Source organism: Streptomyces sp. BBFR25, assembly GCF_044590125.1.
GTDB classification, from domain to species: domain Bacteria; phylum Actinomycetota; class Actinomycetes; order Streptomycetales; family Streptomycetaceae; genus Streptomyces; species Streptomyces canus_D.
Genome location: NZ_CP172447.1, coordinates 8156376 through 8169840 on the forward strand (window position 1 = coordinate 8156376; position 13465 = coordinate 8169840).

The 13465-nt window shown below is 72.8% G+C and carries 12 protein-coding genes and 1 pseudogene; 3 read left to right on the top strand and 10 right to left on the bottom strand.

Annotated features, from left to right (window positions below; translation table 11 throughout):
• Nucleotides 1-7 precede the first annotated feature (7 nt).
• The 4 genes from ACGH52_RS36565 to ACGH52_RS36580 all read right to left on the bottom strand — a co-directional run bounded on the left by ACGH52_RS36565 (nucleotide 8) and on the right by ACGH52_RS36580 (nucleotide 3074).
• Nucleotides 8-400, bottom strand: coding sequence for a VOC family protein (locus ACGH52_RS36565; RefSeq protein ID WP_059296550.1), 393 nt, complete (start codon nucleotides 398-400; stop codon nucleotides 8-10).
• A 262-nt stretch (nucleotides 401-662) separates the two neighbouring features.
• On the bottom strand, nucleotides 663-1616 hold the full coding sequence (locus ACGH52_RS36570; RefSeq protein WP_399945771.1) for a helix-turn-helix domain-containing protein: 954 nt from the start codon (nucleotides 1614-1616) through the stop codon (nucleotides 663-665).
• A 9-nt stretch (nucleotides 1617-1625) separates the two neighbouring features.
• Nucleotides 1626-2462, bottom strand: a complete 837-nt coding sequence (locus ACGH52_RS36575; protein WP_076972538.1) for an alpha/beta fold hydrolase — start codon at nucleotides 2460-2462, stop codon at nucleotides 1626-1628.
• A 99-nt stretch (nucleotides 2463-2561) separates the two neighbouring features.
• The gene (locus ACGH52_RS36580) at nucleotides 2562-3074 is read right to left on the bottom strand and encodes a carboxymuconolactone decarboxylase family protein (RefSeq protein ID WP_076972537.1); all 513 of its coding nucleotides are present in this window, start codon (nucleotides 3072-3074) and stop codon (nucleotides 2562-2564) included.
• 127 nt (nucleotides 3075-3201) lie between these two features.
• Between ACGH52_RS36580 and ACGH52_RS36585 the strand changes: the two genes are divergently transcribed.
• Entirely contained in the window at nucleotides 3202-4188 is a 987-nt protein-coding gene (locus ACGH52_RS36585; RefSeq protein ID WP_399945775.1) for a pirin family protein, read from the top strand.
• Between the two features lie 7 nt (nucleotides 4189-4195).
• On the opposite strand, the gene ACGH52_RS36590 is transcribed toward ACGH52_RS36585, so the two are convergent.
• Together ACGH52_RS36590 and ACGH52_RS36595 are read right to left on the bottom strand one after the other, a co-directional pair.
• A complete protein-coding gene (locus ACGH52_RS36590; RefSeq protein ID WP_399945777.1) occupies nucleotides 4196-4834 on the bottom strand; it encodes an HD domain-containing protein in 639 nt (212 codons plus the stop codon).
• Between the two features lie 101 nt (nucleotides 4835-4935).
• Nucleotides 4936-5901, bottom strand: a complete 966-nt coding sequence (locus tag ACGH52_RS36595) for a GlxA family transcriptional regulator (RefSeq protein WP_247700105.1) — start codon at nucleotides 5899-5901, stop codon at nucleotides 4936-4938.
• Nucleotides 5902-6027: 126 nt separating this feature from the next.
• Between ACGH52_RS36595 and ACGH52_RS36600 the strand changes: the two genes are divergently transcribed.
• On the top strand, nucleotides 6028-6858 hold the full coding sequence (locus ACGH52_RS36600) for an alpha/beta fold hydrolase (RefSeq protein ID WP_399945780.1): 831 nt from the start codon (nucleotides 6028-6030) through the stop codon (nucleotides 6856-6858).
• On the opposite strand, the pseudogene ACGH52_RS36605 reads toward ACGH52_RS36600, so the two are convergent.
• Nucleotides 6824-7716: pseudogene (locus ACGH52_RS36605) on the bottom strand (alpha/beta fold hydrolase). The gene ACGH52_RS36600 and the pseudogene ACGH52_RS36605 sit on opposite strands and share 35 nt — an antisense overlap.
• A 135-nt stretch (nucleotides 7717-7851) precedes the next feature.
• Here ACGH52_RS36605 and ACGH52_RS36610 point away from each other — a divergent pair.
• Nucleotides 7852-8361, top strand: a complete 510-nt coding sequence (locus ACGH52_RS36610) for a CGNR zinc finger domain-containing protein (protein WP_308293489.1) — start codon at nucleotides 7852-7854, stop codon at nucleotides 8359-8361.
• A gap of 15 nt (nucleotides 8362-8376) precedes the next feature.
• Here the strand turns inward: ACGH52_RS36610 and ACGH52_RS36615 are convergent, their stop codons facing one another.
• Genes ACGH52_RS36615 through ACGH52_RS36625 form a run of 3 tightly spaced genes read right to left on the bottom strand, consistent with a single transcriptional unit; the run spans nucleotide 8377 to nucleotide 13427 of the window.
• Complete coding sequence (locus ACGH52_RS36615) at nucleotides 8377-9192, bottom strand: siderophore-interacting protein (RefSeq protein ID WP_399945782.1); 816 nt, start codon at nucleotides 9190-9192, stop codon at nucleotides 8377-8379.
• Nucleotides 9193-9207: 15 nt separating this feature from the next.
• Nucleotides 9208-11496 (bottom strand): glycoside hydrolase family 3 N-terminal domain-containing protein, encoded by a 2289-nt coding sequence (locus tag ACGH52_RS36620; protein ID WP_399945784.1) that lies wholly within the window; start codon nucleotides 11494-11496, stop codon nucleotides 9208-9210.
• Nucleotides 11493-13427, bottom strand: a complete 1935-nt coding sequence (locus ACGH52_RS36625; RefSeq protein ID WP_399945786.1) for a cellulase family glycosylhydrolase — start codon at nucleotides 13425-13427, stop codon at nucleotides 11493-11495. The genes ACGH52_RS36620 and ACGH52_RS36625 overlap by 4 nt, the downstream gene beginning before the upstream one ends.
• Between the last annotated feature and the right edge of the window lie 38 nt (nucleotides 13428-13465).

Consider the following 13465-nt stretch of genomic DNA (forward strand, 5'->3'; position numbering starts at 1 on the left):
CCCGACGCTACTGGACCTGCATGATCTGGATCAGGTTGCCGCAGGTGTCGTCGAGGACCGCCATGGTGACCGAGCCCATCTCCAGCGGGTCCTGGGTGAAGTGCACCCCGAGTCCGCGCAGCCTGTCGTACTCCGCCCGTACGTCGTCCACGGTGAACGACGCGGCCGGGATGCCGTCCTCGGCCAACGCCGTCCGGTACGGCCGCACCGCGGGATGGGCGGACGGCTCGAGCAGCAGCTCGGTCCCGTCGGGGGCCTCGGGAGAAACCACGGTCAGCCACCGGTCGCCCTCCGCCCCCACCGGCACGTCGTGCTTCTTCAGGAAGCCCAGCGTCTCGGTGTAGAAGCGCAGGGCATGCGTCTGGTCGTCGACGAAGACGCTGGTGAGGTCGATCTTCATGGGGTCAACTCCGGTGCGTGGATTCCGGGCCGTCGGACACGCTGCTCGGGCGGGCCGAAACCCTCCGGGACACCACCTGCCCACCACCCCGGCCGCGTCCCCCCGGCCACCGTGGGCCGGGGGGACGCACCGGACGGCTTCCCTAGGACTGGGGCCGCCGTCCGTGGTTGGCGGGGTGGTTGCGGCGTGCCTTCTTCTTCCGGCGTCGCTTCGAGGACATGCGTGCCTCCTTCGGAAGACGTCTGTTCCGGGCGCGTGCGTGTCAGCGGGCACCCGTGGATGCCGTCCGTCCACGATTCCACGCCCTGACGGGAGGTGCCATTCGACGCGGTGCGGCCCCCGCGGACTCCATGGAGCCCCTGGGCGGCACCGGTGACGAACCCGGCCACGCGACGTCGTCGATCGCGAGCCACGGGGCGCCGGCCACCGCCGTGGGGGTCAGCCCGGTGAAGGCCTTGACCTCCCGGTGCAGGTGGGACTGGTCGACGTAGCCGCTCTCGAACGCGACCGAGGCCGGGGCCAGGCCCGCCGCGAGCAAGTGGGCGGCGTGGTCGAACCGCACCAGTCGGGCGGCCCGCTTGGGCGTGATGCCGAGCTGGGCGTGGAACCGCGCCGACAGCCGCTTGCGGCTCCAGCCGACCTCCTCGGCCAGACCGTCGACCCGTACGCGCCCCCGGCTGCCGAGCGTCGTCCGCCAGGTGTGGGCGACCTCGGGGTCGACCGGCGGCCGGTCCGCGATGCGTCGGCGGAGGAGGCCCGCCGCGAGCGCGAACCGCTCGTCCCACGGCCCGGCGGCGCGCAACTCGTCGTGGACCCGCTCCGCCTCGCGGCCCCACACGTCCTCGAACGACTCCACCCTCCCGCCGAGCGCCGCCGCCGGGCCGAGCACCGCGGCCGCCACCGCCGGTTCCAGCCGGATCTGCAGGCATGTGCCCATCCGGCCCGCCGCCCTGAGATTCCCCGGCGCGAGCCCGACGACGAAGCTGCCGTGCCCGTGCCGGCCCCGGGCGCTGTACAGGATGCCGTCCCCGTCGCTGAGGTCGATGAGCAGGGTGACGGACGGATGCGCGACCATGGCGATGTCCGCGAAGGCGGACACCTGCTGACTGAACCCGGCCATGCTGACGCCCGCGAGCCGGGCCGAGGGACGCGGGACCGCGACGTCCACGATCGACCAGTCGGGCGGCGCCCCGTTCGGTGCCTCCGTGGACAACACGCGACCAGTCTAGGTCTCGGGGCCGGCGGCCGGGAGGTCCGCGTCCAGGGCGCTGAAGCCGAGCAGCAACTCGCCGGTCGGCCCGGGCGCTTCCAGCGGCGGCAGGTGTCCGACGCCCGGCAGCAGTTCGAGCCGCGCGTTCGGCACGGCTTCGTACCGGTGCGCCGACGACGGGTCCCAGCGCGGGTCGGCGGCACCGAAGAGCACCAGCACCGGGACGGTGAGGGCGGCGAGGCGCTCGGGCACGCCGCGCTCGGCGAGGTAGGCGGTGTTCCCGCGCGACACGGTTCTGAACGAGCGGTACGAGATGTCCCGCACGTCGTCGATCATCGCCTCCGGGACGTCCACGGGTCCGGCGGCCGTCGCCGCGATCGCCTTGTGGAGCATCGCGTCCGTGCGCCGCGGCCACAGCAGCGGGCCGAAGGGCGGTGCCAGCAGCAGCCGGAGGATCATCGGCTGGGGGAGGAGCGCGTCCAGACTCGGACCCGTGCTGACCAGGGCGATCGCCCCGACCAGGTCGGGACGCCGCTCCGCGAGCGCCGTGGCGACGTAGCCGCCGCTGGAGTGGCCGGCCACCGTCACGGACCGCAGCCCCAGGTCGTCCAGGAGCGCCGCCACCCGGCCCGCCTGCAACGGCACGTCGTACGACGGGGTGGGCGGGGACTTGCCGCAGCCCGGGAGGTCGATGCGCAGGACGTGGCGGTGCTCGGCCAGCGCCGGGACCACCGGGTCCCACGAGGCGCCCGAGGCGCCGGAACCATGGATGAGCAGGATGGGCGGCGCCTGCGGCGGGCCGTCGTGCACCACGTGCATGCCGTGCGAGAGATCGGCGTCGAACTGACTCATGCCGGAAGGGTGCGCCCGGTGCCGGTCACGGGTCTTGTACGAATGTCCGGCGGATGTCGCCGTCGCCGGACCCCTCGGACCGGGCGCACATGCCGGCGGTCAGGCGCGCGAGGCGCCGCGCACCGGGTGCTTGCTCAGGACGGAGACCCGGTTGAAGGCGTTGATGGTGATCGCCACCCAGATCACGGCGGAGATCTGGTCGTCCGACAGGACACCCCGCGCCGCCGCGTACGCAGCGCTCTGCGCGCCCGCGTCGGCGGGGTGCGTGGTGGCCTCGGCGAGGCCGAGCGCGGCGCGTTCCGCGGGCGAGAACAGCTCGGTGTCGCGCCAGGCCGGGAGCACCCCGAGCCGCTGGGTCGTCTCGCCGCCCCGCAGCGCGGCCCTGGTGTGCGTGTTGAGGCAGTAGGCGCAGGCGTTGAGCTGCGAGACGCGGATGTTGACCAGTTCCACGAGGGTCCGGTCGAGCCCGGCCGCGTCGGCGACACCGCGGACCGCCTCCGCCGTGGCGCGCAGCGCGGTGTAGGCCGCGGGGCTCTGCTTGTCGATGAACACGCGTCGCTCGTCAGTGCCTCCGGGGACGACTGCCTCGGTGCGTACTGGCGTCTGCGTCATGTGGGGTGCCCTCCGTTGCGCGCCGGCGTTTCTCACGTCCTATCATCGAACCACAGAAGTTGAAAGTGAAACTTTCGGGGCCGAGTGGGCCGAGTGGGCCGAGTGGGCCGAGTGGGAGGACCGAGCGGTGAGCAACACGGAAGCGCGTCCCGCCGAAGTCAGGTGCGGGGCAGGGGAGGACGGGGCGCCCGCGGTCGGCGTGGAGATCCTGACCGCGCGGGACGTCCCGCTCGGCGGTCCGCGCGCCATGAAGGTGCGCCGCACCCTGCCCCAGCGGGCCCGGACGCTGATCGGCGCCTGGTGCTTCGCCGACCACTACGGCCCCGACGAGGTCCCGGAGTCGGGCGGCATGAACGTCGCGCCCCACCCGCACATCGGCCTGCAGACGGTCAGCTGGCTGTTCAGCGGGGTGATCGAGCACCGGGACAGCCTGGGCAGCCACGCGTTCGTCAGGCCGGGCGAGGTGAACCTCATGACGGGCGGCCACGGCATCAGCCACTCCGAGGTGGCCACGCCGGACACCACGGTCCTGCACGGCGTCCAGCTCTGGGTGGCGCTGCCCTCGGAGCACCGCGACACCGCCCCCGACTTCCAGCACCACGTGCCCGCCCCGGTCGCCCTGGACGGCGGCGAGGCGCGCGTCTTCCTCGGCACGCTCGCCGGGGACACCTCGCCGGTCGGCACCTTCACGCCCCTGCTCGGCGCCGAGGTGACCCTGGACCCGGGCGCCACCGTGAGCCTCGACGTCGACCCCGGCTTCGAGCACGGCGTCCTCGTCGACAGCGGCGACATACGCCTCGACGGCACGGTCGTGCGCCCCGCCGAACTGGCGTACGCCGGGCCGGGACGACGGGCTCTCACCCTGACGAACGAGGCGCCCGCGGCCGCCCGGCTGGTGGTGCTGGGCGGTCCGCCCTTCCCGGAGGAGATCATCATGTGGTGGAACTTCGTCGGGCGGTCCCACGACGAGATCGTGGAGGCCCGCGCGGACTGGGAGAACGACACCGGCCGCTTCGGCCGGGTCGAGGGCTACCCCGGTGACCGCCTCCCGGCACCCGTGCTCCCCAACGCCACCCTCTCCCCGCGCAGGAACCCCCGGCCCCAGGCGCCCTGAGAAGGGGTCACTCCGGCCAGGCGGAGTTCTCGATCACCTCGACGAAGTCCGTGCGCCGGAAGCCCGGCACGAAGTGTTCCAGGACGTCCGCGTTCACCGTGCCGAAGGTGGTGTCGGGGCGGTGCCGGAACCCGTCCGTGAACGCCTGGAGGATCTGCTTCTTGAAGTCCGGACGGGGGTGGGCGGCGGTGACCGCGTCGATCTCCGCCCGGGTGATGCGGGCCAGGTTCAGACCGAGCACGTCCGTCTCGACGCCCGCGGTGGTCGCCGCGATCTCCGGGGCCAGCTTGTAGGGGACCTCCGGGGTGGTGTGCAGCGCGACGGCCGTCCACACGGTGTTCGCGTCGGCCTCGGGCACGCCGTGGGCCAGCAGGAAGGCCCGCGCCTGGTCCGCGCCGTCCATCTCGAAGCGCTGGTCGTCGCCGCGGTAGGGCGGCACCAGACCGGTGTCGTGGAAGAGCGCGGCGACGTACAGCATTTCCGGGTCCGGCCGCAGCCCGAGGGCGGCGGCCTGGAGGCTGCCGAACAGGTAGACGCGGCGCGAGTGGTGGAAGATCAGCGGCGGTGTGGTGTCACGGACGAGTTCGGTCGCCTCCCGCGCCAGCGAGCTGTCGGGGATGTCGATTCCGGCGATGGTCTCCGTCATGGTGGTCCTCCCGGGACGGTGCCTGTCGTGTCGGTTCCCACCCTCCGCCGGACGGCCGGGCCGCGTCCGCTGCCCGATGGCCATGAACCCCTCGGAACCGGTCATGACTCCCGCGCGGTGGTGGCGAAGCGCTGCTGGTACCTGATGGGGGACAGCCCGAGATGCCGGGAGAAGGCCCGGCGCAGACTCTCGTAGCTCGGAAAGCCCGAACGGGTGGCGGCCTCGGTGGCGTTGTGCCCGGCGTCGAGCAGGGCCTTGGCCAAGTCGAAGCGGATCAGCTCCACGTACTTCATCGGCGTGGTGTCCAGCTCGGCCCGGAACATGCGCGTCAGGTGCCGCGGACTGACCCGCACCCGGGCGGCGAGCGCCTCCAGGCCGTGGTCCGCCGTGGGGTCGCCCTGCACCGCCTCCTGGACCAGTCGCAGCACGGGCGTGCGGGGAGCGGGGCCCTGGAGCGAGGCGGAGAACTGCGACTGGCCGCCGGCCCGCTGCATGTACACCACCAGCGAGCGGGCGACCTCGCGGGCCGCGGCGGGACCGTGGTCCTCCTCCAGCAGGGCGAGGGCGAGGTCGATGCCCGCGGTCACGCCGGCGGACGTGTAGGTGCTGCCGTCCCTCACGAAGAGCGCGTCGGCCTCGACCCGCGTCGCCGGACAGCGGCGGGCCAGCGTCGTGGTGTGCTGCCAGTGCGTCGTCGCACGCCTGCCCTCCAGCAGCCCGGCCGCGCCCAGCACGAAGGCGCCGGTGCACACCGAGGCGATGCGCCCCGCCCGGTCCGCCAGTGCCTTCGCGGCCGCGCGGAGAGCGGGGTCCACGGGGGAGCCGGGCAACGCGTCGCCGCCGACCACGACCAGCGTGTCGCAGTCGGCGGCCTGTGCGTCGGTGTCCGCCGTGACCGTCATGCCGATGGACGAGGACACCGGCGACCCGTCCGCGGAGACGATGCTCAGCCGGTAGTCGGCGCCGAACCTGTTGGCCTCGCTGAAGACCTCCGCCGGTCCCGACAGGTCGAGCAGCTTCATGCCGTCGAACACGAGGAAGCCCACCCTGTGCGGCCCCGCTGCCATGGCTTCCTCCGTCATCCGGCTTCTTCGCGATCTGATCATTACGGGTGAAAAGTGAGCTATGTCGGTTATCGGCGTAAGGTGGCTGGCGGTTCAGTCGTACACGTCGTACACGCGGAAGGATCAGCCATGGGCACGGTCACCACCTCCGACGGCACGAACATCTTCTACAAGGACTGGGGCCCGCGCGCCGGTCTGCCGATCGTCTTCCACCACGGCTGGCCACTCAGTGCCGACGACTGGGACAACCAGATGCTGTTCTTCCTCTCCCACGGCTATCGCGTGATCGCCCACGACCGCCGTGGCCACGGACGCTCGGACCAGCCCTCCACCGGCCACGACATGGACACCTACGCCGCCGACGTCGCGGCGCTGACCGAGGCCCTCGGCCTGCGGGACGCCGTGCACATCGGGCACTCCACCGGCGGCGGCGAGGTCGCGCGCTACGTGGCGCGCGCCGAGCCGGGCCGGGTGGCGAAGGCCGTGCTGGTCAGCGCCGTCCCGCCGGTGATGGTGAAGTCCGGGACCAACCCCGAGGGCCTGCCGATCGAGGTCTTCGACGAGTTTCGAGCGGCCCTCGCCGCCAACCGCGCGCAGTTCTACATCGACGTGCCGTCCGGTCCCTTCTACGGCTTCAACCGGGAGGGCGCGACGGTCTCCCAGGGGCTGATCGACCACTGGTGGCTGCAGGGGATGATGGGCGCGGCCAACGCCCACTACGAGTGCATCGCGGCGTTCTCGGAGACCGACTTCACCGACGACCTCAAGCGGATCGACGTCCCGGTCCTCGTCGCGCACGGAACGGACGACCAGGTCGTGCCCTACGCGGACGCGGCCCCGAAGTCGGTCGAACTCCTGGCGAACGGCACCCTGAAGTCGTACGAAGGGCTCCCGCACGGCATGCTCTCGACCCACCCGGAGGTCATCAACCCCGACCTGCTGGCCTTTGTGAGGTCGTAGTCCGGGCGAGGAAGTCCCGCATGCGACCGGCGATCTCCTCCAGGTGGGTCTCCAGGGCGAAGTGCCCGGTGTCCAGCAGGTGGATCTCGGCGTCCGGAAGGTCGCGCCGGAACGCGTGGGCGCCCTCGGGGCCGAAGATCTCGTCGTTCGCGCCCCACAGGCCAGCAGCGGCACCCGGGTGTCGCGGAAGTACTGGTGGAGACGGGGGTAGAGGTCTACGTTGGTCGGGTAGTCGCGGAACAGCGCGAGCTGTACGGCGTCGTTGCCCGGCCGGTCGAGCAGGGCCTGGTCGAGGGTCCAGGTGTCGGGGCTGACGAGGCTCTGGTCGGGGACCCCGTTCAGGTACTGCCAGCGGATCGACTCGGGGGCCAGCGCGGCCCGGGCGGGAGCCTCCGTCTCGGGGGTCGGGTCGTCGGTGTAGGCGAACAGTCCGTCCCAGAACTCCTTGACGAAGCCGTCGGTGTAGCCGTTGCCGTTCTGCGTGACGATCGCGGTGATGCGGTGCGGGGTCCGGACGGCGATGCGCCACGCCACCGGTGCCCCGTAGTCCTGCACGTACACCGCGAAGCGCTCCACACCGAGCCGGTCCAGGAGGCCGACGGTCACGTCCGTGAGGGAGTCGAAGTCGTAGTCGAACGCGTCCGCCGCGGGCGCGGACGAGTACCCGAAGCCGATCATGTCGGGTGCGATCACGTGGTGGGTGTCCGCGAGCCTCGGGATCAGGTCGCGGAACATGCGGCTGCTCGTCGGGAAGCCGTGCAGCAGCACGACGGCCGGCGCCTGCGGGTCACCGGCCTCCCGGTAGAAGACGTCCAGGCCGTCGACGGTGGCGGTCCTGTGGTGCACGGCGACACTCATGGCAACCCCTAAAGTCAGTTTTGGCGGTTAGGTAGAGTCCAGCACTCCTCGGGCTAACCTGTCAAGAGGAGTTATGGGGTTAGGTAGGGCTGTTGTAACCTGCCAATGTCGCGGAAACGGTTAGGGGTGAAGGCGGTGGCCGACACGGCCGCGGAGGACGTCCTCCTGGAACTGCTCAACACGACTCCCGTCGTGCGGGCCTCGGTGAGCGACGCTCTGGGTACGCCCGCCGAGGGCCGGGCCTGGGTGCGCGGCCACGGAGGGGCCGGGTCGGACGAGGAGGTCGCCTTCCTGGTCGCCGCGCGGGACGCCCTCCAGGACGTCGTCCGGGGGCGGCGGGAGCCGGAGTGCCTGAGCGAGTTCCTCGAAGGCGTCAGCAAGGTGCCGGCCTTCGAGGGCGGCAGGCTGGAATGGGCCCTACGGGTCCCTGACGCGCACCGCCTCGCCGTGGAGCTGCTGCTGACCTGGGCGCACGTCGAGGAGACCCGGCCGGGACGGCTCAAGCCGTGCGGCAATCCGGACTGCCGGCGCTTCCTGCTGGACCGGAGCAAGCCCAACAGCGCCCGCTGGTGCTCCATGGCCGAGTGCGGGAACCGGATGAAGGCCCGGCGGCACTACGAACGCGTCAAGGGCGCCCAGGCGTAGCGGGCACGGCCGGGGTCAGACCGCCGCCATCGCCTCGTGCTTCCAGAACCCCGAGAAGGTGATGCGCTCCTTCGGCAGACCCAGCCGGTGCAGGTGCCTGCGCCCCTCGGTGGCCAGGGTCGACTCGCCGACGAAGGCGTATCCCGCCGCGTCGGCGCGGGTCAGCCGGTGCAGTTCGCGCAGCGCGGCGGCGCCGGGGACCGCGGTGGCGTCCCGCCGTACGACCCAGGAGACGGCCACACCGGGCGGGGCGTTCAGCTCGCGGCGGTCGGCGTCGGTGGGGATCTCCTGGATGAGGCGTCCCACGGTGCCTTCCGGCAGCGAGCGCATGATGCTCGCCGTGGCGGGCAGTCCGGTCTCGTCGGCCACCACGGTCACCTCGGAGGCGTCCCGCGGGCAGTCGAAGAGGATGCCCTGGTCGAGCAGGGCGAGCGCGTCCCCGGGGCGGGCGCCGCAGGCCCAGATCGCGGCCCTGCCCTCCACCTCGCCGGTGGGACCCCGGTGCACGACGAAGTCGATGTCCAGCTCGGCCGACGTCCGCCGGTAGTCGGCCACGGAGTAGTTGGCGCAGTGCGGCCGCTCGTCCTCCGGGATGGCGAGGTAGGGCTGCCACCACTGCGAGCCGGTGAACTCCGGCAGGCGCAGGCCCCGTTGGTGGGGGAGCGGGAGGAACAGGCGGAACCAGTGGTCGTACCCCAGCCACGGGAAGCCGCCGAGCCCCGGTCCGGTGACCGTGACGCGCTGCATGGACGGGGAGACCCGCTCGGCCCGAACGACGCGGGCGCGGAACATCTCCGGGTGCTGGGGCGTGAGCCGCCGAACCTTCGCCATGAAGGGAAGGCTAGCCTAAGTTGCGTTCGATTCCGAGTCGGTGATCTCCAGGGGGGCACCCGTCGTCCGGTCCGACGACGGGCCCGTCTCCAGCTCGACCACCCCCGGCTCCATGGCGAGCCGGAGGTCGCGCCCCACGGAGGCCAGCGTGTCCGGGCCCACCTCGAAGACCGCCTCGGCCTCGTCGCCGGGCGCGACGCTCAGGCGGACGAAGCCCCGCAACTCGCGCACCCGCGGCCAGGACGTGCCCCCGGACAGTCGGCGCACATACAGCTGCACCGTCTCCTCGGCCTGCCGGGCCCCCGTGTTGCGGACCGTGACCCGGCAGGTCAGACGCGGGGCGTCCGCGCCGACCCGGGAGTGCGACAGTCTCGGCGTCCCGTACACGACACTCGTGTACGACAGGCCGTGCCCGAAGGCGTGGCGCGGACCGGCGCTCTGGTCGACGTAACCGCGGTAGCGGTGGTCCTTGCCGTTGTAGTAGACGGGCAGTTGGGCGGCCGACCGGGGCACGGAGACCGGCAGTCGGCCGCGGGGCTCGGCGTCGCCGAACAGCACCTCGGCCACGGCGCGCCCGCCCCGCGGTCCCGGGTACCAGGCGCTCAGCACCGCCGCCGCGGGTGCCTCCAGCTCGGGCAGGGCGTGCGGGCGGCCCTGGACCAGCACCACCACGACCGGGGTTCCGGTCGCCGACACCGCGGCCAGCAGGGCCCGTTGCGCGGGCGGCAGCGCCAGGTCCGCCAGGTCGACACCCTCGCCGCAGGTCATGCCGGACGGCGTTCCGGCACCGGTGACGGCCGCTCCGTTCGCGTCGAAGACCGTGTCCGCGGAACGGGCACTGGAGCCGCCGAGCACCAGCACGGCCACGTCGGAGCCGGCCGCCAGGGCGACGGCCGCAGGGACGTCCGACACGTCGTCGCCCACCAGGCCGCACCCCCGCCCGTGCAGCACCTCGGTGCCGGGCGCGGCCGCCGCACGGATGCCCTCCAGGACGGTGATCCCCACCCCGGGCCGCTGCGGCGCCGTGTAGTCGCCGATCTGCTGGGACAACGAGTCGGCGTTCGGGCCGAGCACCGCGATCCGCCGCACCGCACGGGACAACGGGAGCACCCCGCCCTCGTGGGCGAGCAGCGTCACCGACGCACGGGCGACGCGCTCGCCCAGCTCGGCGGGGTCCGGCAGAGCCGCGGCCTCGGACCGGGCCGGAGGCAGGGGCTGTTCGAACAGGCCCAGGCGGAACTTCAGCGCGAGGACCCGCGCCACCGCGGCGTCCAGCGCCGACTCGGACACCAGACCGCGTTCCACCGCCTCGCCCAGCCGGGTGAAGGAGGCGTCCCACAGGCTCAGGTCGCACCCGGCGTTCAGGGCCAGCGCCCCCGCCGACACCGGATCGCCGGTCAGCCGCACCAGCCGGTCCACCGCGGTGCCGTCCGCCATGACGACGCCCTCGAACCCCCACTGCGCGCGCAGCAGATCGGTCAGCAGATACCGGTTCGCGACGCAGGGCAGACCGTCGAACTCGTTGTAGGCGGCCATCACCCCGGCCGCACCCGCCGCCACCCCGGCCCGGGCCGCCGCCAGATGCACCTCGTGCAGCTCCCGCCGTCCCAGCTCCGTCGCCGCGCTGTTGCGGCCGCCGACCGTGGCACCCTGCCCGGCGAAGTGCTTGAGGACCACGGCCACCCCCGCCCGCCGCGCCCCCTCGACGAGCGCCTCGGTCATCCGCGCGGCCAGGTACGGGTCCTCGGTGAAGCACTCCTCACTGCGTCCCCAACGCGGGTCACGCACCAGGTCCAGCGCGGACACCAGCGCGATGTGCGCGCCCCGCGCCCGCAGTTCGGCGGCCGCACCGGCCACCGCGTCCGCGTACAGCTCCGGGTCCCAGGTGGCGCCGACCGCGAGGTTGACCGGGAGGACCGTGCCGTCCAGCGCCTGGTGGCCGTGCGGCATCTCCTCCACCAGCAGGACGGGGATGCCCAGCCGGGTGCGCTCCACGACGTACCGCTGCACCGCCGCCGCCGTGCGCGCCCCGTCCCGGGCGTCGAGGCCGTCCGCGAAGCCGACACCGGACCAGGCGTCGGCCCGCTGGAGCCCGTACAGCGCGCCCATGCCGTCGAAGGCGGCGACCTCCGCGCGGAAGGCGTCGGTGAGGCGGTGCCCCTGCCCGGCGCGTTCGTAGGCGTCCCAGCCGTACATGCGCTGGTTGACCTGGCCGACCTTCTCCGCGAGGGTCATGCGGCCCAGCAGGTCGCGGACGCGGTCCGGCACCGGCGCGGCGGGGTCACGGTAGCGGGGCAGGGTCATCGCAGCTCCAGCACCACTACGCCGTACGCGTCGAGCGCCACGTCCTCCACCGGGGCGCCGTCGCCCAGGTCGTGCAGCTTCCCCTCGGCGGCCGGACGGACCACGAGCGGTTCGGCACTCTGGCTGACCAGCCACACGAAGCGGCGGCCGTCGGCGTGGACGAGGACGTCCGCCGACACATGCGGATCGGCGACCGTGACGGGCCGCCGCACCCCCGCCACCTGGGCCAGCGCCGCGTAGAGACGCTGCGTGACATCGGGGTTCACGCGTGCCGTGCGGGCCGCCATGTGCTCCAGCGGATACGTGGCGAGCACCGTCCGGCCCACCCCCGTCTCGCGCACGATCAGGGCCGGCCGCCCGTGGGCGTCCACCGCGACGACCCGGCCCGCACGCGGCACGACGGGGAGATAGGCGCGGCTGTCCTCGTTCCCCGCGACCGGGAAGCGCAGCACCTCGCCGGCCCGCAGGTCGCCGAAGTCCTCGGTGAAGGTCATCTCCAGCACGTCGTCCTCGATCGGCTCGGCGACGCCGTACGACAGCTGCAGCTCCACGCCGAACAGCCCGTCGAGGTCGTCGAACCAGGGGCCGCGGGTGGCCGGGTGCTCGCCGGAGCAGAACGACAGGTACACGGTGGCGCCCTCGGCGGCCCGGCGGGCCAGCTCCCTGCGGGTGCGGGTGGTCAGCTGCCGGGTGGCGGGCAGCAGGTAGAGCGAGGCCTCGCCCGGCAGTCCGTCGGCCTCGCGGGTCAGGGCCACCGGCAGGTCGGCGGCGCGCGCGGTGACGTAACCCTGGTGCAGGGAGGTGAAGATGAGCGGCCGGTCGGCCGGGCGGCTGTAGGGATAGCCCCGTTCGAGGAAGGCGGGCACGACCAGGGCGGCGTCCGCGTCCGCGCGGGAGCAGCGCCGGAAGTCCACGGCCTCCAACACCTGTGCGAAGGCGGCCAGTTCCCGCAGCGGCTCCTTGGGCGCGCCGGTCGAGTCGGTGATGCCGAAGTGCATCTCGAAGGGGTGGTGGTCGTAGGGGGACCGGTCCCACAGGTCGTCGTAGTCGGTGTTGTTCCAGGCCAGCCAGCCGGTCGCCCCGCCCAGCAGCGAGTTGTGCAGCGTCTGCCGGTAGAAGATCCCCGCGTTGGCGGCCGAGACCGTGTCCGTGGACAGCCCGAACTCCTCCAGCACCACGGGCTGTCCGGTCACCGACGCCAGCTCGCACTCGAAGGCGGCCCGGTAGTGCTGCCGCGGCCGGTCGGTGTCCGAGCGGTACACGTGCGGGCCCACGAAGTCGACGTACTCGGCCGTCTCCCGCAGCGAGAAGCCGTTGTCCCGGCCGGTGACCTCGATGCCCCACGCCCCGTCGCCGAGCGACACCGGCTGCCTGGCGCCCGTCGCCCGCACCGCGTTGCACATCGCCTGTGCCCACGCGGTCACCACGTCCGAGGACGGCGGGTCGACCTGGTAGATCCGCCCGTATCCCGGCATCTCGTTGGTGATCAGCCAGCCCGTGACCGCCGGGTGGTCCTTGAAGCGGTGCGCCATGCGGGAGACGAACCACGCCTGGCGGCCCACCATCCACACGTCCTCGTACAGATCACGGTTGCCGCGCCACGCGGGGTCCCAGTTCTCGCCGGACATGTGGCCGACGATGAAGGTGGGTATGGTCCCCATGCCCGTCTCCGTGTGCGCGTCGAGGAAGTCCTCGAAGCGCGCGCACAGTTCGTCGTCGATCCGGTCGGGCTCCGGGTGGAAGTCCGGCCAGTAGAAGAAGGACCGGGTGGTGTTCAGGCCGTGGTCGGCGAGCACGCGCAGTTCCTCGCGGACGGTCCCCGGGTCGTAGTTCCGCCACATCAGCGGGCCGCCGGTGCGGGACCAGAAGTTGGCGCCGAGCCAGGGCAGGACGTCGGACTGGTGGGTGAGCTGGGCGCTGTGGCGTCGCATGGTCCTTCTCGGGTGGTGGGGTGCGGAGGGTGCGTGGC